This window comes from Corynebacterium hiratae, from assembly GCF_009708045.1.
In the GTDB taxonomy this organism is placed as follows: Bacteria; Actinomycetota; Actinomycetes; order Mycobacteriales; family Mycobacteriaceae; genus Corynebacterium; species Corynebacterium hiratae.
On record NZ_VIOG01000011.1, the window covers coordinates 67,169 to 85,791 of the forward strand.

At 62.0% G+C, this 18,623-nt stretch carries 20 protein-coding genes; 3 read left to right on the forward strand and 17 right to left on the reverse strand.

What is annotated here, in order from left to right:
- Positions 1-35 precede the first annotated feature (35 nt).
- From FME68_RS10050 to FME68_RS10080, 7 genes are all read right to left on the reverse strand, one after another.
- The gene (locus FME68_RS10050) at positions 36-533 is read right to left on the reverse strand and encodes a hypothetical protein (RefSeq protein ID WP_046647804.1); all 498 of its coding nucleotides are present in this window, start codon (positions 531-533) and stop codon (positions 36-38) included.
- Positions 530-1,243: a hypothetical protein gene (locus FME68_RS10055; protein WP_328287807.1), complete on the reverse strand. Its 714-nt coding sequence runs from the start codon at positions 1,241-1,243 to the stop codon at positions 530-532. Before FME68_RS10055 ends, FME68_RS10050 begins: the two co-directional genes overlap by 4 nt.
- 10 nt (positions 1,244-1,253) lie before the next feature.
- On the reverse strand, positions 1,254-2,231 hold the full coding sequence (gene hemB, locus FME68_RS10060) for a porphobilinogen synthase (protein ID WP_049154862.1): 978 nt from the start codon (positions 2,229-2,231) through the stop codon (positions 1,254-1,256).
- Between the two features lie 85 nt (positions 2,232-2,316).
- Positions 2,317-3,999, reverse strand: coding sequence for a bifunctional uroporphyrinogen-III C-methyltransferase/uroporphyrinogen-III synthase (locus FME68_RS10065; protein ID WP_158397464.1), 1,683 nt, complete (start codon positions 3,997-3,999; stop codon positions 2,317-2,319).
- A gap of 178 nt (positions 4,000-4,177) precedes the next feature.
- Complete coding sequence (gene hemC / locus FME68_RS10070) at positions 4,178-5,068, reverse strand: hydroxymethylbilane synthase (protein ID WP_158397465.1); 891 nt, start codon at positions 5,066-5,068, stop codon at positions 4,178-4,180.
- Complete coding sequence (locus FME68_RS10075; RefSeq protein WP_070547303.1) at positions 5,069-6,445, reverse strand: glutamyl-tRNA reductase; 1,377 nt, start codon at positions 6,443-6,445, stop codon at positions 5,069-5,071.
- A 105-nt stretch (positions 6,446-6,550) separates the two neighbouring features.
- Positions 6,551-6,790 carry a glutaredoxin family protein gene (locus tag FME68_RS10080; protein ID WP_070513456.1) on the reverse strand — a complete coding sequence of 80 codons (240 nt, stop codon included), beginning with the start codon at positions 6,788-6,790 and terminating at the stop codon, positions 6,551-6,553.
- Positions 6,791-6,857: 67 nt separating this feature from the next.
- Between FME68_RS10080 and FME68_RS10085 the strand changes: the two genes are divergently transcribed.
- Positions 6,858-7,913 (forward strand): HAD-IB family hydrolase, encoded by a 1,056-nt coding sequence (locus FME68_RS10085; RefSeq protein ID WP_230308970.1) that lies wholly within the window; start codon positions 6,858-6,860, stop codon positions 7,911-7,913.
- On the opposite strand, the gene FME68_RS10090 is transcribed toward FME68_RS10085, so the two are convergent.
- Positions 7,910-8,488: an LURP-one-related/scramblase family protein gene (locus FME68_RS10090; RefSeq protein ID WP_049154870.1), complete on the reverse strand. Its 579-nt coding sequence runs from the start codon at positions 8,486-8,488 to the stop codon at positions 7,910-7,912. The genes FME68_RS10085 and FME68_RS10090 overlap by 4 nt on opposite strands.
- A gap of 152 nt (positions 8,489-8,640) precedes the next feature.
- Here FME68_RS10090 and FME68_RS10095 point away from each other — a divergent pair, with 152 nt between their 5' ends.
- On the forward strand, positions 8,641-9,915 hold the full coding sequence (locus tag FME68_RS10095) for an HNH endonuclease signature motif containing protein (RefSeq protein ID WP_328287808.1): 1,275 nt from the start codon (positions 8,641-8,643) through the stop codon (positions 9,913-9,915).
- Positions 9,916-10,034: 119 nt separating this feature from the next.
- Here the strand turns inward: FME68_RS10095 and FME68_RS10100 are convergent, their stop codons facing one another.
- The 5 genes from FME68_RS10100 to FME68_RS10120 form a co-directional block, all read right to left on the reverse strand.
- On the reverse strand, positions 10,035-10,136 hold the full coding sequence (locus FME68_RS10100; RefSeq protein ID WP_003855542.1) for a 30S ribosomal protein bS22: 102 nt from the start codon (positions 10,134-10,136) through the stop codon (positions 10,035-10,037).
- A gap of 243 nt (positions 10,137-10,379) precedes the next feature.
- Entirely contained in the window at positions 10,380-10,568 is a 189-nt protein-coding gene (locus FME68_RS10105) for a helix-turn-helix domain-containing protein (protein WP_010189818.1), read from the reverse strand.
- A 200-nt stretch (positions 10,569-10,768) separates the two neighbouring features.
- Positions 10,769-11,560, reverse strand: a complete 792-nt coding sequence (gene proC, locus FME68_RS10110) for a pyrroline-5-carboxylate reductase (protein WP_049154646.1) — start codon at positions 11,558-11,560, stop codon at positions 10,769-10,771.
- Between the two features lie 162 nt (positions 11,561-11,722).
- Entirely contained in the window at positions 11,723-12,592 is an 870-nt protein-coding gene (locus tag FME68_RS10115; protein WP_328287809.1) for an Rv0497 family membrane protein, read from the reverse strand.
- 9 nt (positions 12,593-12,601) lie between these two features.
- Entirely contained in the window at positions 12,602-13,531 is a 930-nt protein-coding gene (locus tag FME68_RS10120) for a Ppx/GppA family phosphatase (protein ID WP_083312729.1), read from the reverse strand.
- 33 nt (positions 13,532-13,564) lie between these two features.
- On the opposite strand from FME68_RS10120, the gene FME68_RS10125 reads away from it, so the two are divergent.
- On the forward strand, positions 13,565-14,446 hold the full coding sequence (locus tag FME68_RS10125) for a DUF3109 family protein (RefSeq protein WP_328287810.1): 882 nt from the start codon (positions 13,565-13,567) through the stop codon (positions 14,444-14,446).
- Here the strand turns inward: FME68_RS10125 and FME68_RS10130 are convergent.
- The 4 genes from FME68_RS10130 to mshA all read right to left on the reverse strand — a co-directional run bounded on the left by FME68_RS10130 (position 14,443) and on the right by mshA (position 18,583).
- Positions 14,443-15,141: a response regulator transcription factor gene (locus FME68_RS10130; RefSeq protein ID WP_070821181.1), complete on the reverse strand. Its 699-nt coding sequence runs from the start codon at positions 15,139-15,141 to the stop codon at positions 14,443-14,445. The two genes, FME68_RS10125 and FME68_RS10130, sit on opposite strands and share 4 nt — an antisense overlap.
- The gene (locus tag FME68_RS10135) at positions 15,138-16,403 is read right to left on the reverse strand and encodes a sensor histidine kinase (protein WP_071406923.1); all 1,266 of its coding nucleotides are present in this window, start codon (positions 16,401-16,403) and stop codon (positions 15,138-15,140) included. Before FME68_RS10135 ends, FME68_RS10130 begins: the two co-directional genes overlap by 4 nt.
- A 75-nt stretch (positions 16,404-16,478) precedes the next feature.
- Positions 16,479-17,228 carry a phosphoglyceromutase gene (locus FME68_RS10140; RefSeq protein WP_158397467.1) on the reverse strand — a complete coding sequence of 250 codons (750 nt, stop codon included), beginning with the start codon at positions 17,226-17,228 and terminating at the stop codon, positions 16,479-16,481.
- An 89-nt stretch (positions 17,229-17,317) separates the two neighbouring features.
- Positions 17,318-18,583: a D-inositol-3-phosphate glycosyltransferase gene (mshA, locus tag FME68_RS10145; RefSeq protein WP_158397468.1), complete on the reverse strand. Its 1,266-nt coding sequence runs from the start codon at positions 18,581-18,583 to the stop codon at positions 17,318-17,320.
- Positions 18,584-18,623: the final 40 nt, after the last annotated feature.

An 18,623-nucleotide genomic window follows, 5' to 3' on the forward strand; every position in this document is an offset into this window, starting at 1 on the left:
GTCCATTATGAATCAAAAGTTGGAGTAGGCGCCAATCAGGAGTTTTGGGCGCGACGGGCCTTGATGAAAGCCGTTGAATCCGGGTGAAAGAGGAAGTAGATGGCCACCATGAGCGCCATCGGGATAAGCAGCAAGAGCAGCCCGCCCACGCCCGCGATCAGCGCCGCAATGCTGACGAACATGGTGTAGGCAGACACCGCGGTGATGATGCGGCGCGCCCATACTGAGCCGCTTGCCAGCTGCGCGGAGCAGGCCGCGATGATGACGGCACCCACCACGTTGGAGATGGCCGCAAAACGCGTGTTGAAGCGGATATAGTCCACCTGCTCCGGGCTGAGCTGGGTGTTCGTCACCGATGTATAGGAACCAAAGATCCCCACCATTCCGGCGGTGAGCATGACAATTGCGGCAATCACGCAGACCCAGTAGGCAATGCGCAGCTGCGAAGGCCAAGTGGAAAAGTCTTGCTCACCCTGCTTCTTAGGGCGGCGTGGGCGGCGGTTATAGTCCGCGGGACCGGGGCGCTCGCTCATCGCTTGCCGTCCTTGCTGTCCTCTTTCTCCCTGTCCTTCTCTTTATTATCTTTATTCTTCTTCTCGCGCTCCTCCAGGTTTTCCTGGCGGCGCTGTTCCTCCATCTCCTTGCGCATCTGGCGCAGCTGCTCCATCTCGCCGGTGTACTCGAGCACCTCTTCCTTGGTGGAGAACATCAAGCCCATCACGGCCGCCACGCCGACAAGGATCTGCACGGCACCATCGAGCAGGAATAGCCAGTCCGGCACGTTCGCCCCGGCGGGACTACTAATGAAAACGATGAGCACGCGGAGAGCAAAGTAGAGGGAAAAAGCGAACCACAGGCGCCGACCAGTACCGGCTGCCTTGGAGTTCTTGTGGATAAAGCCCAGCATGATGCCCAGCAGCACGACGATGGCGAGTGAAATCAGCGAGCTGAACGCCACCGAGCCATAACCCACGAGCTGCACGAAGGCATCGCTGACGTCCTGCCCGGACTTCTCCGCCGCAGACTCCGCGGTCTTGCGGGCCTGGGCAAAGAGCTCATCGCGGTTCAGCAAGGTGAGCACGATACTTAAGACCAGGTGCACCACCTCGAGCACCAGGGCAACGGTCCACACCTTGAGCATGAGGGAGACGGCTTCGGTGCGCTTGGCGTGCTCCTTATCCGGCTCCTTATTCTGCCCCGTCGGCTTTTGTACCGACGGCGTAGTGTTCGGGCTGAACGTCACGATTCTCCTTTTACTTGAGCAAGCGGGCGGCGTCCGTGGCGAAATAGGTCAGGATCTGATCCGCACCCGCGCGCTTGAACGCGGTCAAGGACTCCAGCATAACGGCCTCGCCGTCAATCCACCCGTTCTGGGAAGCGGCCTGAATCATCGCGTACTCACCGGAGACCTGGTAAACAGCTACCGGCACGGAGGAACGCTCGACGGCACCGGCCAGCACATCGAGGTACGGCAGGCCAGGCTTCACCATGACGATGTCCGCGCCTTCCTCGATGTCCAGGTCCACCTCCAGCATGGACTCGCGGAAGTTGCGCGGGTCCTGCTGGTAGGTGCGGCGGTCCCCCTCTAGGGAGGAGCCCACGGCATCGCGGAAGGGGCCAAAGAAGGCCGAAGCGTACTTGGCCGAGTAGGCCATGATCGCAACATCCTCGTGGCCGGCCTCATCGAGGGCCTCGCGGATCGCGGCAATCTGGCCATCCATCATGCCGGAAGGGCTGACCATGTGCGCGCCAGCACGTGCCTGGGAGCGGGCCATGTCCTGGTAGAGCTCCACGGTTTCATCGTTGAGCACGCGGCCCTGGTCATCGACCACGCCGCAGTGGCCGTGGGAGGTGAACTCATCAAGGCAGGTATCCGCCATGACGATGAGGTCATCGCCAAATTCCTGGCGCAGCTCCGCAATCGCCACGTTGAGGATGCCCTGCGGGTCCCAGGCCACGGAGCCGGTCGCGTCCTTATCCTCTTCGCGCGGCACGCCGAAGAGGTCAACGCAGGTCACGCCCGCATCAAGGGCCTCGTGCGCAGCACGCTTGAGGGAATCCAGGCTGTGCTGCTGCACGCCCGGCATGGAGGGGATATCACGGGGTTCATTCAGACCGTCGACCACGAACATCGGGAGGATGAGGTCGGAGGGGCGCAGCGAGGTTTCCGCAACCAAATCCCTAAAAGCCGGGTTCTGACGTAGGCGGCGGGGGCGGCGAGCAATGCTCATGAGTAAAAACTCTCCTTTGAGCTACGAGAAAATTGAACTACCTTCTCGACTCTAGTCGCCCCTCTCCTGCCCGCCCAGAAGCGGTCTACGCCGTCTTCTTGCGCGAGCGGCGCTTCTTGCGCGGAGCAGGAAGGTTGCCGGCAGCGCGCAGGGCCGCGACGTGGTCAGCGAGGGCGTCGACAAGCATCGGCACGTCCGCGACCTCTGGGACCACGTCCACGCGCAGGCCCATCTCCTCGGCCGCCGCCTTAGTGGAGGGGCCGATGCAGGCGATGATGGTGCGAGCATGCGGCTTGCCGGCAATGCCGACGAGGTTGCGCACCGTCGACGGCGAGGTAAAGGCCACGGCGTCGAAACCGCCAGTCTTGATCATGTCGCGGATCTCCGCGGCCGGCGGGGCCGCACGAACCGTGCGGTAAGCCACGACATCATCGACCTCCCAGCCCAATTCCAGCAGGCCAGTCACCAGCGCCTCGCCGGCAATATCGGCGCGCGGCAGCAACACGCGGCCCACGGCGTCGATGTCCTCAACGTAGTTGGGGAAAACCTCGACGAGACCCTCGGCGTTCTGCTTCGTTGCCGGCGGCAGCAGCTCCGGGACCATGCCCTTGGAGCGAATCGCATCGGCGGTCTTCTGCCCCACCGCGGCGAGGTGCACGCCGGCGAAATCGCGGGCATCGAGGCCGAGCTCCGCAATCTTCTTCCACACCGCGCTCACCGCATTGACGGAGGTGAACACGACCCACTTGTAGCGGCCCTCGACAATGCCCTTGATGGCGCGATCCATCTGCGCCGGGTTGCGCGGCGGTTCCACGGAAATGGTGGGCACCGACTGTGGGATGGCGCCGTGACCAGCCAGGCGCGCGCTCATTGCCGCGGCCTGCTCCTTCGTGCGCGGCACCAGCACGCGCCAGCCATAGAGCGAACGGTTCTCCCACCAGGAGTACTTCGAGCGATCATCAAAGCTACGCCCCAGCGTCACCACGAGCTCGCCCGGCAGCTCAGCATCAAGTTTGCCCAACGTTCCCAGCGTGGTCTCGTGGGTGCGCTGCAGGCGAGTGGTGCCGTGAACGGTGACATATGCTTCGGTCTCCGCGGGCATTCCGCGCTCCACCAGCTCGGCGGAGATTACCGGCAGGTCATCTGCCGTGGCCTGCAGGACCAGCGGCTGCGTCGCGGTGGCCAGCGCGTCCCAGTCCGCCCCTTCCGAGATGTCGGCCTCGGTATACGTCGCGCCGAGAGCGATACCCGCGAAGGAGGGAACCGTCGAAGGCAGGGACATGCCCGGGACCACCTGGAATTCCATGCCCGCGTTGGCCACGGCGGTAATCTCCGCCTTGATGGATTCGCGGTTGAGCGGGTTACCGGTAACTAGACGGATCACGTCGTGGCCCTCGGCGCGCTCGAGCGCGTTACGCAGTTGCTTGACGACGTCCCCCTCGACCTCCTCAAAGACCGCCGCCGTCGGCGGTGCTGGGCGCGGCGGCTTGCGGCGCGCGCCTGCTTCCTTGGCCGCGGCGCAGATACGCTCGTACTCTTCCTCGGCGGCGTCGAGAAGCTCCTGCGGAACCGGCACCTGCTGCGCTACCATGTCGCGCACGCCCTGCGAAACCCCCGCGTCGGTGACAACGTTAGCGGTGGTCTCCAGAACCTCGCGGGCGCGGACGGTCAGCAGATCAGGATTACCTGGGCCGGCACCGACGAAGACGACTTTGCCCAGATCAGACTTACCCAGCTCAGGCTGGGTATCCGGCACGGCATTGCTCATAAGGTTCTTTTCTAGTTTGTGGGTTCCGAGTGCCCCGGCGCCGAAGCGTGGCAGGCGCGGGATGGAGATAAGAAAGCCCCTCACTCGCGAGTTAAGGGGCCCTTAATCATTGCTCTCAATGATCGTGTGCTAGATACACACTAAAGGAAAAGGCCCGAAACCAAAAATCTACGTGCGATTACTCCGCTGCCAGTAGGTCTGCAGCTCCCTGCGCGAAGAGCTCCTTGGAGACCGCGCGCCCCAATTCTTCAGCCTCATCCGCTGTTCCCTGAGCCTGAGCGATGAGCTGGCGGGAGCCGTCGAGAGCGAAGACTCCGCCGCGGACGACGAGCTGCTCGCCGTCCCAGTGGGAGGTAGCGGCCACCGGCGCGGTGCACCCAGCCTCCAGTTGGGAAAGTACGGTGCGCTCGGCGCGGGTGGCGGCGGTAGCGGGGGCGTCGGCAAGCAGGGCGATGGCCTTCGCCGCCTCGGTTCCCTTCACTGCCTCGATGGCCAGCGCACCCTGCGCAGGAGCAGGCATGAAGAACTCCGGATCGAAGACCTCGGTGGCGCGATCCGCGTAACCCGCGCGCACGAGGCCGGCGTAGGCCAAGAGGACGGCGTCGAGCTCTCCGCTGGTGACCTTGCCCATGCGGGTATCGATATTGCCACGCAGCGGACGGATGTCTAGATCCGGGCGCATCGCGCGCAGCTGGCTGATGCGGCGCGGCGCAGACGTGCCCACGCGCGCACCCTCCGGCAGCTCCTTGAGGGTCAGGCCATCGCGGGCAATAAGTGCTTCGCGCACGTCCTGGCGCTGCGGAACCACGAGGTCGAAGCGCTCGTCGGCAGCCGTGGGCAGGTCCTTAAAAGAGTGCACTGCGATCTCGCACTCGCCGCGGTCGACGGCCTCACGCAGGGCCTGGGTAAACACGCCCACGCCGATGCGCTCCACGGGAGCCATGTTGACATCCCCCTGCGTGGTGACGATGTGCAACTCGGCTTCATAGCCTTCCTGCTGCAGCCACTCTTGCACGTGGCCAGACTGAGTCGTGGCCAGGAGGGATCCTCGGGTACCGATCTTCAACATCTATGCGTCCTTTTCTTCCTTAGTGCTTTCCGCGGCTTCCATCTGCGCGGCGTCCGGCAGCTCCGCCACGTCCACGGCGACGCCGCTGCCCTCCAGCTGGAGTCCAAAGAGTTCCTGCAGCGCGGTCTCATGACTCACGGTTCCAGAGTTAGCCGCGAGCTGCTTCGCGCGAACCGTGGGCTCGTGCAGCAGCTTATCCGCAACACGCTTGAGCGCGCGATTGATATCTCCCATCTGGCGCTCGTCCAGCTCCGGGTGCTTCTGCTCCATTCGCGCCACCTCGCACTGGACCAGGTTTGCCGCCCGCTTGCGTAGTGCTGATACCGCCGGGACGACGTCGCGGACGCGCTGCTCGGAGGCATAGGCTTCCAGCTCTTCGCTAACGATGCGCCGCGCCTGCGTGTGCGGGCTGGTGCCGGCTGCCAGGTCGGTGTCGGCTGCCTGCAGGGAGTTGCTGAGCCTCTCGATGTTGACCAAATCGACTCCCTCGACCTCTGCCACAGCGTCATCAATATCGCGCGGCAGAGAGAGATCCACGAGCATCAGCTCGCGGTCGGCTACGTGATAGCGCTCGACGTCGGCCGCCGTAATAGTGAAACCCTGGGCTCCCGTGGCGGAAATTGCCACATCCACATCCCGCAAGGCCTGGGCGCGCTCCGAGAAGTCGATAACGTCCGCGTACACGCCCGCCTCATGGGCATGCTGTGCCACGCGCTCCGCACGGGCAATGGTGCGGTTCGCGATAATTAGCTGCGCACCCAGGCGCCCCGCGTGCGTTGCCGCGAGCGAGGCCATCGCGCCTGCGCCCAAGATGAGCACGCGCTTGCCCGCGAGATCTTCCCTGCCCATGCGGCTCAGCGCCTGATCAAAAGCAAAGGAGACCATGGAGGAGCCCGCCTCATCGATCTCGGTTTCCGAATGCACCCGCTTGCCGGTACGCAGAGCGGACTGCGCCAGCGCATGGATGCACGGGCCGACGGTTCCTTGCTCCGAAGCAAACTGGTAGGCGGCTCGCACCTGACCGATGATCTGCTGCTCACCTACCACCATCGAGTCCAAGCCTGAGGCCACCATCATGAGGTGCTCAGCGGCGGCGTCGGCATAGCGCACATAGAGATAGGAGCGCAGCTTCTCCTCCTCCACCCCGGAAACTTCAGCGAGGTTGCGCACGACATCCTGGACCCCGGTGTGGAAAGAGTTGGTGACGGTGTAGACCTCGAGGCGGTTGCAGGTGGAGATAATCATCGCCTCGCTCAACGAGCCTGCCGACACCATGGCCCGGCAAGTGTCATTCTGCACGGTCTCGTCCATGCTCAGCTTTTCCAGCAGCGCCACCGGCGCCGACTGATGCGACATGCCCACGACGAGCACACTCATGCACAACCCTCCAGTTTTGCATCATCCCTTTGGATGACATAGATCATCCAAAAGACTACTAGTTGTCATCTCGTTTCCGAAACTCACGGAAGTGCCCACAGAAAGCTAGTCCGCCAGCGCCTGAGCTAACTCCTCATTGTCCACTTCCCAGCAGGAGAATTCCTCTCCATCAATAACCACAACAGGAACGCGATCGCCGTATTCCATGGCCAGCTCTGCATCCTCATCGACGTTGCACACTTTAAGCTCTGCCCCAGCGTGACGGACCACCGGGGTAATCTGCTCCAGAACGCGCGCGCAAGAGCCGCACGTGGTACGCACCATCAGTTCGACGACGTGGGACATAAAGCTCTCCTCGGTAGGACGTAGAACGTTTCGCGGTTTACTATGGACACGTTAGTCTGCCCACCCTATGAAAGCTGAACGCGTGCCCCTCCCGCTCCCGCCTGGTATGCCCGATTCTCCCCGCGAGTTCCTTGCCAATTGGACCGCAAGCAGGGGAAACTTGCGCAATTTCCTGGAGCAGCAGGCTTTCGCCCCACTCGGCGAAGAGCACCAGCGCGCGGCCGGTGAGGCATCGGCAGCCGCCGCCGTAGAGCACCTCTTTGGCATCGATCTAGACGCCTTCTCCTCCGGCATCGATTCCGTCCAGGGGTCCTTCGAATCGGCGGGGTCGCGCTCCATAACCAAGCCCGACCCGGACATCCCCCAGGACGTCGGCGCTGCCGCCTTCTTCGACGTGGACAACACCTTGGTCCAAGGGTCCTCGCTCGTGTCGTTTGCCTTGGGCCTCGCGCGGCGTCGCTACTTCAAGCTCTCAGAGATCCTGCCCATCGCCTGGAAGCAGCTCAAGTTCCGCATCTCCGGTTCGGAGAATGCGGCTGACGTGGCTGCTGGGCGCGTGCAAGCGCTCGAGTTTGTCAAGGGCCGCTCGGTGGATGAGATGGTGGCTTTGTGCGAGAGCATCGTGGACCAATCCATGGCCCGCAAGGCCTACCCGGGCACGAAGCAGCTGGCGCAGATGCACCTCGACGCCGGCCAGCAGGTGTGGCTGGTCACCGCCACCCCCGTGCAGCTGGCGCAGATTCTGGCGCAGCGCTTCGGTTTCACGGGCGCGCTCGGCACCGTGGCGGAGGTTAAAGATGGTCGCTTCACCGGCCGCCTCGTCGGCGATATCCTCCACGGCCCAGGTAAAAAGCACGCCGTGGCGGCGCTGGCCACCTTGGAGAACCTCGACCTTGAGCGTTGCACTGCCTACTCCGACAGCGCCAACGATGTCCCGATGCTCTCCATGGTGGGGACCCCCGTGGCCATTAATCCCGACTCCAAGTTGCGCGATATCGCCGAGGAAAAAGGTTGGCTCATCCGCGACTACCGCTCGGTACGCAAGGCCGTGCGCACCTACGGCCTCCCGGCACTCGCCACCGCGCTCTTCTCCTATGGCAGCTGGCGCTTCGTGCGCCGCTAACTGCTGTTTTGAGCCTTAGTGCGCAGCATGTCCATGCACATGACCGCACCAATCAACCCTGCATGCTGCTGCGGGTCCAGCCCCGGCGCGATGCTGAGGCGGTAGGTATTCTTACCGGCTAGGAACCTGCCCACGCCTCCCCACTCGTTGCGCACCTCTGCCAGCGGCTGCCCCTGGCTGGTAATCGTGATATTCCAATCCCAGACATCGCCTTCAATCTCGATCTCCGGGAAGCCCTCCATTTCTAGGCTCAGGCGCGTCTTGAACATGGCAAACCGCTTGGTCACGATCGCCATGGGCTTCTCGACGCCCGGCAGATACACCTCATAGGTATCCTGCACGAAGTTGGGCGGATCCTTGATCACCATGAGCGGCTGTTGCGGGTTTCCCTGCTCATCCGTGAAGGCAACTTGAAGGCTGCGGGAGGCGTTGAAGAACATGTCCTTCAGGCTCGTCGACTGCAGAATCGTCCCGACGGGCACGCCCTCGTCATCGGCGATCAGGAATTCATCCTGCATGAAGGACTTGGTCTGCGAAATAACCAGGCTGTCAAGAGTGAGGAGTCGAGGCAACATAGTTCGCCATTTTACGTACGCGATGAGCTCCTGTGGGGTGAGAAGGATGACACTCCCCACTCGGTTTATAGTGACAAATACACGATCCATAACTCTCACCCAGATATCCCAATAATGCCTGGTAGAGATAGATGTCCGGGGCATATTTTATAGTGCGTTTAGAACATATCATCGACACGTCAAACCCGGGGGATACCGTGAATACCGCCACCCAAACCGCCTACTTTTCCCATATGAACCCTGACTGCGCCCTCGCCGTGGAGCGCAGCGCCGCTCGCCGTGCAGACTACCGCTCGTGGGTAGCTGCCATGCCAGACCTCGATGAGGATTTCGGTGTCGCGTGCCAGAGGCTCGTCACCAAGCTTGGCGTCGGGGACTACACCGTTAGTGAATGCTGTCTAGCCGTGCACCGCCTCACGGAGCTACCGCAGGTCAAGGCCCTGCAAGACAGCCAGTTCTTGCTCGACATGAAAGCGCTCATCACCATCGACCGCACCTTGACCAAGCTGGGCGCGCTGCCTGCGGAAACACTCGCGCTTATCGACGACGCCCTTGTCGCCTTCTTCACCCCTACCTCACCGAACCAGGTCTTTCCTACCCCGGCGCAGATTGGGCGCAAGGTGCGCGATATCTGCAAGAGCATCAACAAGTCCTTTTCCTTCCGCGATTCCCCGAAGAAGGACTCATATACTTTTACCGATACTGGCGAGCGCGGCATCCTCGAGCTCAATACCGATAGCGCCACGGGCATGATTTTGGATGGCTACATCAAGCAGGCAGCAAAGGAAAACGGCCTTTCACAGGCCGATGCCCTGAAGAAGCTCATCGCCGGCAGTATCTCTCCGCCCGCGACCGTCATTCTGCTCACCTATCAAGCCAGCGATATCGACAACGCTCCCACCTTCGTCCAAGGGCATGGTTGGACGTCACAGGACATTCCCGCAACACGCACGCGCGACCTTTCCTCGCAGCCGCCGGAGTCAGCCAGCTACGTTTGTTCAGAGCTCATCCGCAAATACGTGGAGGGCCGGGACGGCACCTGCCGCGCTCCGGGATGCAACCGGCCGGCCTACCTGTGCCAAATGGACCACCGCATTAACTACGCCGATGGTGGCGCCACGCACCCGCGCAACTTGGCCAGCCTGTGCCAGCACCACCACAACATGAAGACTGATGGGCGCGCGCACTACATCATGGATCCGCATACTGGGGACATCGTGTGGCTCTACGAGGACGGAACGTGGGCCATGACGGAGCCGACTGGCCCGCTGGCAAAGAAGACGAAGCGTTGGGCCCAGACGGTAGCCCAAAAGATCACGGCCACCCGCGAGCGCGCCTACGAGGAAGCACAAGAGGCTCACAACGCGCACGACGCTGCCGAGGAACCCCGCACCCCCAGCACCCCGCAGGAAGATATTCCGTTCTAAGCGGTGTCGTCGTTTGAAACGACGGCGCGGTCATCTGAAATGACGGGAAGGAGAAAAGATAACAGAAACTCCCCGCCACGATCCCAAAAGGACCATGCGGGGAGTTTGCAGGCGAAGCTTTACTTGCCCAGCTTACGGCGCTGAACGCGGGTGCGGCGAAGCATCTTGCGGTGCTTCTTCTTGGACATGCGCTTGCGGCGCTTCTTGATGACAGAACCCATAGCAGGTTTCCTCACTTTCGGTATCAGTACGTACGTAACCCGGCCGGCAACGCCTGGAATAAAACCACCCACGGTGCACTCGAGGCGGCCCCCGCGAAACGGGGAGACACAGGCATACCAGTGCCGAAACGAATGTTCACTATCTTACCTAGTGGCCTGCCCAGCACCAAAACTAACGGCAGCGCCCACCGCCGTGGACCGCGAGGGTCCGCAGTGGTGGGCGCTGTCAGAGAGAGGTGTGCGCTAGGCTCCGTACACGGAAGCCTCAAGGTATTCCTTGACGGCGGATTCGTGAACGCGGAACGAGCGTCCCACGCGCACTGCCGGCATGTCACCTGCATGAACCAACCTGTACACCGTCATCTTGGAGACACGCATGATCTCCGCAACTTCGGCGATGGTCAGGAAAGTTCCCTTATCTTCATTCGTCATAGTTTATTTAACCCTTCAGCACGTGACGCGCTGTAGGCTTCCCCTCCCACAGGACTATCACGCACGCGCTCCTGCCAGCTTAGCGTGAAACCTGTGACTAATGCGACCCAAGTGCTAATTTTTTCCTCTTTCACACCGTTGTTCCCCATCAAGCCCGAATGACAACAGGTGTCACATCGCTCCCAGGGCGGTGGAGAACTCTAGGCAAGTTCCTGCGCACGCTGGGAACATGCCTCAGCGGCGCGGAAAAAGGCGCCTCGAAGTCCGGACTCCTCGAGCTCGCGAAGGGCAGCGGCAGTGGTTCCCCCCGGGGAGGTTACCCCTGCGCGCAAAGCGACCGGATCCTTACCGGATTCAGCCAACATTTCACCCGCGCCCTGTGCAGTGCGGGTGGCCAGCTTCTCGGCAACGTCGCGGGTGAGGCCGAGTTGTACGCCGGCATCAATGAGCGCTTCGGTGACTAGGAAGTAGTAGGCAGGTGCAGAGCCGGCCAGGGCGGTAGCGGCATCGATGTGTTTTTCTTCGATGACGGCGACCTCACCGACGGCCTCCAGCAGTTTGACCACGCCGTCGAGCTGCTCCTTCGTGACGTGGGAACCACCCGCGCAGGTGCACATGCCCTTGCCCACCAGCATGGGGGTGTTCGGCATGACGCGGACGACGGGAACGCCCTCGCCGGAGGCCTTCTCCAGGGTGTCGAGGGTCAGACCAGCCGCCATGGAGGCGACCACAGCTGTCTTGGGGATGTCGAGGCCCTCGAGAAGCTCGACGATGGCATAGGGCTTCACACACGCAAAGATGTAGTCGGCGCCGTCGATCGCCGCGGCGTTATCGCTGGTAACACTCACACCGTAAGTGTTCTTCAGCTCCTCACCGCGCTCGGAGCGGCGGTTGGTCACCACAATGTCTGCGGCCTCGTAGCCTGCATTCACGAGCCCGGAAACTAGGGCCTCGCCGATTTGTCCTCCACCAAGTACTGCAATTTTTGTCATGCTTCCCAGGGTGCCAGAAAGGCTGGAACGCGGCCACCAGGTCAAGGCTTTGCCCGCAGGTTGACCCCGCGCATGCAAAAGGCATCTGTCAGAAGGCGTTTTCCAGGGGTACAGATGCCTTCTGACAGATGCCTTATAGAAAGTGTCTTGTGGAACAGATGCTTACATCACAACGAGCAGCGGGCCGAAGGTAAGCACGAGGCCAGCGACGGCTGCGAGGAACATCGACAAACCATCGCGGCTGGTGCGCAGTGCGTGGACGATTCCGACGATGACGCCGGTGACAACGACGCCGAGCACGACGACGACTAGGCGGTCGAAGCGGTCCCAAAGAATTTCAAAGCCCTTGAACACGATGGCACCGAGCACGATACCCACGAGGGCGAGCAGGACGACGGCAAAGGGGTTGAGCTTGCCCTCCTCCTCGTCGTCGTAGTCCTCGTCGTACTCTTCAAGGTCCTGATCGACTGCCTCGAGCTCACCCGTGGTGAAGGTGTCATCCTCGGCTTCCTCCGCAGCCTGTGGCGCGATCTTGTCTGCGACCTTTGTTTCGGCCTTATCGTCGGTCTTTTCTTCGACCTTCGGCTCGGCCTTAGCCTCTGTCTGCTTTGTCTCAGCCTTCTTCTTAGGCTCGTCCTTGACTTTCTGGATAACGCGCGTGTCCTCGTCAGAGGGCTGGGAGCGCTTGGTCTCCGACTCAGCTGGCTTCTCTACGGGGACAGCGGCAGCCTGAGGCTTCTCAGCCTTCTTCTTGGATTCCTCCTGCTGAGGAGTCTCCTGCTTAGGCTGTTCCTTCTGCTCCTTTTTCGGCGCAGGAATGACCGGGGCCGTTTCATCGATGGAGACGCTGGAGTGTTTTGCCTCGGCCGGAGTTGCCTTGACCTTCTCAAGATTACCGGTCAGCTCCGCAACCGAGATGCCGCCTTCATCAAGGCTGCGACGACGGCGGCGCGGGGTCTTCTCCTCGCCGGGTCGGTTCTTCGCGTTACGGGCCAGCAGCTCCGCAACTGTCAACTGTTTCTTGTCAGCCACGTTTCTTTCCTATTCCAGTCCCTTATCGGTACGGCGCAAAATGACACCTTCTCGGAGGGCCCAGGGGCAGATCTCCAACTTTTCGATTCCCAGGGCACGCATGCTCGCCTCGGCTACAAGGGCGCCGGCGACGATCTGATGCGATCGGGTAGAACTTACACCCTCAAGGTCTGCCCTGTCAGCTGCAGTCATACGAGAGATGAAGGAAATCAGCTGGCGCAGACCCGGTGCAGTGAGGGTGCGCTTGACGTAGGGACCCGCCGATGACGGTGCGGCACCGGTCAAACGAGCCAGCGTGCGGAAGGTTTTCGAGGTTCCCACGGCCAAACCAGCGGGGCCCAGCGCGCGCATTTTATCGGCCACGCCGACCAGTTCCGCGTCAATGTAATCCCGCAGCAAGTTCACCTTGGACTTCTCCGGCGGGTCCGTATCAAACCAGTTGTGGGTCAGGCGGCCAGCTCCCAGGTCGAGGGAGAAGGCCATCTCCGGATGCTCGTCGGTACCGGTGGATAGCTCCAGCGAGCCACCACCAATATCGAGGTTGGTAATGCGGCCAGCGGACCAGCCGTACCAGCGACGCGCTGCCAGGAAGGTCAAGCGCGCTTCCTCTTCGCCCGACAGAATCTCTAGGCGCACGCCGGTTTGCTTTTCCACTTCGTCGAGAACCTTGGCCGAGTTCGTGGCCGAGCGCACGGCGGAGGTAGCAAAGGCGATGAATTCATCACAGCCCAGCTTCTGGCCCAGCTCAGCGGCCTCACCCACGGCGGAAATGAGCTTCTTCATGCCCTTCTCGTGGATGTTGCCGTCCTTGTCTAGCTGTTCCACCAGACGCAGCGGGGTCTTCCAATCGCTCATCGGCGAAGGCCGCCCACCGGTTGCGGCGTCGACCGCAACAAGGTGGACGGTATTACTTCCGACGTCTAATACACCTAATCGCACGCTTCCAGAGTAGTAGGTCTACCGTGGGTAGGTGTGAATCGCCCGAAATCGAATGAAGTTTACCTGGGTTTTCCTGCCTCCTCCCCCGCGGCAGCATCCATCTTGGCCGGCCGCGAAAAGGCCCCCGACTTCCCCAGAGAGTGGTTTGAATTTACTGATCCGAACGATCCACTCCATATCTTCTCTATCGACCTGACCTGGCTCGAATCGCACTATGCCTGCCAGTTTGGAACGGAGAGGTGCCACGGCATCGATAAGCAACAGCCCGACGTCGGCTGCTGCGTGCACGGTGCGTACATGGCTGATGAGACAGACAGGGAGCAGCTTCACGACGCCGTCTCCCGCATGCCCGCCCGCTTCTGGCAGCACCGTCCTGCGGGGGTAGATAAGTTCCTCCAACACGGAGAACCTGAGGAGCTGGAGCCGTGGCTGGAGTGGGATGAGCTCGACGGCGACGATGGCGAACCAGAACCGGCGCTGAAGACGCCGCTTGTCGACGGCGCCTGCATCTTCGCTAACCGCGCCGGCTGGCCCACGGGCGCGGGCTGCGCTATCCACCAGTGGGCGCTCGAGGCGGGCGAGGAACTTACCGTGGTCAAGCCCGAAGTATGCTGGCAGCTGCCGATTCGCCGGCACGAAGACTATGAGGAGCGTCCCGACGGGGAGGAAATCCTGCGCACCACTATCGGCGAATATGACCGCCGCGGGTGGGGCAACGGTGGCGAGGACTTCGATTGGTATTGCTCGGCGGATCCCTCCTGCCACATAGCGGATGAGCCACTGTGGAAGTCTCAGAAAACCGAGCTCATCGCGTTACTCGGCGAGGAGAGCTACGAGATTCTGGCCAAGCACTGCGAGGCTCGGGCGCGCTCCGGAGTCGACTTCCCGCGGCACCCGGCGGATCCTCGCGCTTAAGCCTCGAACTTGTAGCCGAGGCCGCGCACCGTCACGAGCTGCTGCGGGTGGGAAGGCTCGGCTTCGATCTTGGAGCGCAGGCGCTTGACATGAACGTCGAGAGTCTTGGTGTCACCCACGTAGTCGGCGCCCCAGATGCGGTCGATGAGCTGACCGCGGGTCAACACGCGCCCGGCGTTGCGCAGCAAGTACTCGAGAAGGTCGAATTCCTTGAGTGGCATGGAGACCGGTTCACCGGCGACAAGCACGGTGTGGCGCTCGACGTCCATGCGCACGCGACCGCCTTCCAGAATCTGATCGTCCGGCTCCTCCTCGGCGTTGTCAGAGGAAACGTCGTGGCCGCGGCGCAGCACCGCGCGGATGCGGGCGATGAGCTCGCGGGAGGAATAAGGCTTAGTTACGTAGTCATCAGCACCAAGTTCCAGGCCCACGACCTTGTCAATCTCTGAGTCGCGCGCGGTCACCATAATCACCGGAACGGAGGACGTCGTGCGCAATTGCTTGCAGACGTCGGTTCCAGACATTCCCGGCAGCATAAGGTCCAGCAGGACGATGTCTACGTTATTTGCCGCAAACTGTTCGAGCGCGCTGGGCCCGTCTGGGGCGAGGAGTACGTCGAATCCCTCCTTTCGAAGGAGGAAGGCGAGGGGATCGGCCAGCGACTCTTCATCTTCAACGATGAGGATGGTGGTCATTGCGCTTTATCCTTTCGACGAGCTGCTACACGCGCCACGGCGCGCTGCAAACCAGGGGCGGCAGAGCTGACGGCTCCGTCTTCTATGTTATCCCGATTAATAAGATTATCTGTTGGCTTTTCTTCCGCATATATAGGGAGCTCGATAGTGAACGTCGAGCCAGTTCCGGGGCGCGACCACAGCTTGATGTTACCGCCGTGATTAGCCACGACATGCTTCACAATGGCCAGGCCCAGGCCCGTTCCGCCGGTCTGCCGGGAGCGCGCCTTGTCCACGCGGAAGAAGCGTTCAAACACGCGCTTTTGATCCTCTGGGGCGATGCCGATGCCGCGATCCGTGACGCGAATGTGAACGACCTTCTCGCCGACCACCTTCTGCGTTACCGACACCGGTAGATCATCCGGCGAATAGTGGATGGCGTTCGAGATCAGGTTGGAAATCGCCGTGACCAAGAGGGACTTATCTCCCATTACCTTGACGCCTGCGGAATCGCCGCGGGTGAGCTGGTTGTGGTGGGAATCGGCAGCGAGTTGATTGCGGGTGATGGCCTCATCAATGACCTCATCGAGGTCGAGCGGCTCCATCTCCGGGAGGGCCTCCGCCCCCTGCAACTTGGACAGGGAGATGAGCTCGCTGACCATGTCCGCCATGCGCGCCGCTTCCTTCTGCACCTTGCTACCGAAGTACTCGACGTGCTCGGGGTCCCCGGTGTCCTGGAGGAGCGCCTCGGCTAGCAGGGCGATGCCGCCCACCGGGGTCTTCAGCTCGTGCGACACGTTGGCCACGAAGTCACGACGAGCGGATTCCATGCGCACCGATTCGGATTCGTCGGTGCCGTAGACGATGACGAAGCGATCATCGTTGAGCGTCAGCGGCTGGACCACTGCGCGCACCTGAATCACGCGGTTGCCGGTGCGCCGTTTGGGGATAGCAAGGTCCAGTGTGCGGGTCTCTTTGTCTTCGAAGACCTCTTCCGCGACCTTCCAAATGTCGGGGTTCACCGCGCGGTCATGCACCATCGACATTTCATGGGCAGCGGGGTTAGAGAAGATGACCTCTTTCGTGCGCGAAAGCACGGTCATTCCAGATGGGGAACCACCCACGGCGAGGTGCAGAACCTGGCTAACACTGGTGACCTGGTTAGCGTCTGCATCGCGGACGCGGCGGCGCTCCATCCGTTCACGGATCCGGGTGATCACCGGTATGGCCAGGCCACAGGCCACCACGCCGGCGAGGAAAGCGAGTACCAGTTCCACAATCATTCACACCCCTACAAAGAATCCCCAAGGAGTATAAGCTCCCTGGGGATCGTGCGCAGCACGCAGCTTCCTGGGCGGTTACTTCTTTCCGCCCTGGGCAGCCACGGCAGCGGCGCCGGCAGCAGCAGCTTCCGGATCCAGGTACGTGCCGCCCGGGTTCACAACCGAACCGTCCTCGGTGATCTCGTAAACCAGCGGGATACCGGTCGGAATATTGAGGCCGGCAATCTCCTCATCGGAGATCTGGTCTAGGTGCTTGACCAGCGCACGCAGGGAGTTACCGTGCGCGGCGATGAGAACGGTCTCGCCCTTCTTGGCGCGCGGGAGGATCTCCTCCTCGAAGTAAGGAACGAAGCGCTCGACGACGTCCTTCAGACACTCGGTGCGCGGAACCTGGTCCAGGTTGGCGTAGCGGACGTCGTTGGCCTGGGAGTACTCGGCGCCGTCTTCCAGCTCCGGCGGCGGGGTGCCGTAAGAACGGCGCCATGCCATGAACTGCTCCTCGCCGTACTTATCCTTGGTCTCTGCCTTGTTAAGGCCCTGCAGGGCGCCGTAGTGGCGCTCGTTGAGGCGCCAGTCGCGCACAACCGGGATCCAGTGGCGGTCCGCTGCGTTGAGTGCAATATTGGCGGTGCGGATGGCACGGCGCAGCAGGGAGGTGTAGACGATATTCGGCAAGATGCCCTGTTCCTTGAGCAGCTCGCCGCCACGCTTGGCCTCGCCCTCGCCCTTGGCAGTGAGGTTGACGTCAACCCAACCGGTGAACTGGTTGGACTCGTTCCATTCGGACTGTCCGTGTCGAAGTAGAATCAGCTTTCCGTTACTCATAAACACCAGCATGCCACGTTTTTCGGCGGCCCGCCTGTGAACCCGAGCACATCACCCCTAAGTGTGGTTTTATGCCCACTTGTGTGGGATTAATATCCGATTGCCCGGCGCGCGTGGCAATCCGGAATCTCGATACTCATCGCATCGGCGTAAATATTCTCCAACTGGGTGGCGGCCGCTGCCCAACTGAATTGCTGGGCGTGATCGACGGCGGCTTCGCCCATGGCGATGCGGCGGGGGTCGTCGTCAAGCAGCTGCTCCAATGCGTCCGCCCAGTCCTGCGCTGAGTGTGAGTGAACGAGCAAGCCCGTGTCACCGTCCGCGACGGCGATAGGCAGCCCGCCGACGGCCGCCGCCACCACGGGAGTTCCGGAGGCCTGCGCTTCCATGGCCACCAGTCCGAAGGACTCGTTATAGCTGGGCACCGCAACAATATCCGCAGCCTGGTAGATGGCCACGAGCTCCTGGGGTGGGCGCGGGCTCAGGAAGCGCACGACGCGCTCCACTCCCAACTCGCGGGCAAGGTTGTGGTAGGCATCCGGCGAGGAATTCGCCCCGGAGGCGCCGCCACAGATGACCACGCGCAGGCTACGGTCCGGATCGCGCTCCATCAGCTCCGCGGTAGCGCGGATCAGAACCTCGGGGCCCTTGAACTTTTGCAGGCGGCCCACGAACGCCACCACCTTGGTGTGCAGCGGGATGCCCAGCTGGCGGCGGGCACGCTCCGTCATGCGGTCCGTGCCCGGGGTATACAGCTCGGTGTCCGTACCCGGGGAGACCACGACGATATTCTCCGGCGAGGCGTCGTAGTGCTCGATCAGATCGCGGGTTTCCTGGGCGGTGTTGACCACCAGGATGTCGGCGTTATCCACCAGTTGCTGCTCGCAGATGCGGCGGGCTTCGGTTTCCGGGGTGTCATCGAGCGTGCGGTGCACGTTCTTCACTGCGGCCAGCGTGTGCGCGGTATGGACGAGAGGGATATCCCACAGATCGCGCAACAACCATCCCACCTGGCCGGAGAGCCAATAGTGTGAGTGGATGACGTCATACTCCACATCAAAACAGCGCGCGAAGTTGAAAATGCCGCCCGTGAACGCGGCCAGCTGGGTGGGCAGCTCCTCTTTACTGAGACCTTCATAGGGCCCCGCCACAATGTTGATGACGCGCAGGCGCTCCTCGACGTCCACCACTTCCCCCTGACTGGGGCGCGTGGCGCGAGTGAAAATATCGACCTCCACGCCGAGGCGCGCGAGCTGACGGGCAGTGTTGAGAACGTAGACGTTCATGCCGCCCGCATCCCCGGCTCCGGGCTGCTCGAGGGGCGAGGTATGCATGGAAATCATCGCGATGCGCATAGTTTTCCAGTGTATCCCGAAACAACCCGCGTTATACTGG

Coding starts and splice junctions, on each gene's coding strand:
- FME68_RS10050 (WP_046647804.1), bottom strand. CDS start 533: ATGAGCGAGCGCCCCGGTCCCGCGGACTATAACCGCCGCCCACGCCGC.
- hemB (WP_049154862.1), bottom strand. CDS start 2,231: ATGAGCATTGCTCGCCGCCCCCGCCGCCTACGTCAGAACCCGGCTTTT.
- FME68_RS10065 (WP_158397464.1), bottom strand. CDS start 3,999: ATGAGCAATGCCGTGCCGGATACCCAGCCTGAGCTGGGTAAGTCTGAT.
- hemC (WP_158397465.1), bottom strand. CDS start 5,068: ATGTTGAAGATCGGTACCCGAGGATCCCTCCTGGCCACGACTCAGTCT.
- FME68_RS10075 (WP_070547303.1), bottom strand. CDS start 6,445: ATGAGTGTGCTCGTCGTGGGCATGTCGCATCAGTCGGCGCCGGTGGCG.
- FME68_RS10080 (WP_070513456.1), bottom strand. CDS start 6,790: ATGTCCCACGTCGTCGAACTGATGGTGCGTACCACGTGCGGCTCTTGC.
- FME68_RS10085 (WP_230308970.1), top strand. CDS start 6,858: ATGAAAGCTGAACGCGTGCCCCTCCCGCTCCCGCCTGGTATGCCCGAT.
- FME68_RS10090 (WP_049154870.1), bottom strand. CDS start 8,488: ATGTTGCCTCGACTCCTCACTCTTGACAGCCTGGTTATTTCGCAGACC.
- FME68_RS10100 (WP_003855542.1), bottom strand. CDS start 10,136: ATGGGTTCTGTCATCAAGAAGCGCCGCAAGCGCATGTCCAAGAAGAAG.
- FME68_RS10105 (WP_010189818.1), bottom strand. CDS start 10,568: ATGACGAATGAAGATAAGGGAACTTTCCTGACCATCGCCGAAGTTGCG.
- proC (WP_049154646.1), bottom strand. CDS start 11,560: ATGACAAAAATTGCAGTACTTGGTGGAGGACAAATCGGCGAGGCCCTA.
- FME68_RS10130 (WP_070821181.1), bottom strand. CDS start 15,141: ATGACCACCATCCTCATCGTTGAAGATGAAGAGTCGCTGGCCGATCCC.
- FME68_RS10135 (WP_071406923.1), bottom strand. CDS start 16,403: ATGATTGTGGAACTGGTACTCGCTTTCCTCGCCGGCGTGGTGGCCTGT.
- FME68_RS10140 (WP_158397467.1), bottom strand. CDS start 17,228: ATGAGTAACGGAAAGCTGATTCTACTTCGACACGGACAGTCCGAATGG.
- mshA (WP_158397468.1), bottom strand. CDS start 18,583: ATGCGCATCGCGATGATTTCCATGCATACCTCGCCCCTCGAGCAGCCC.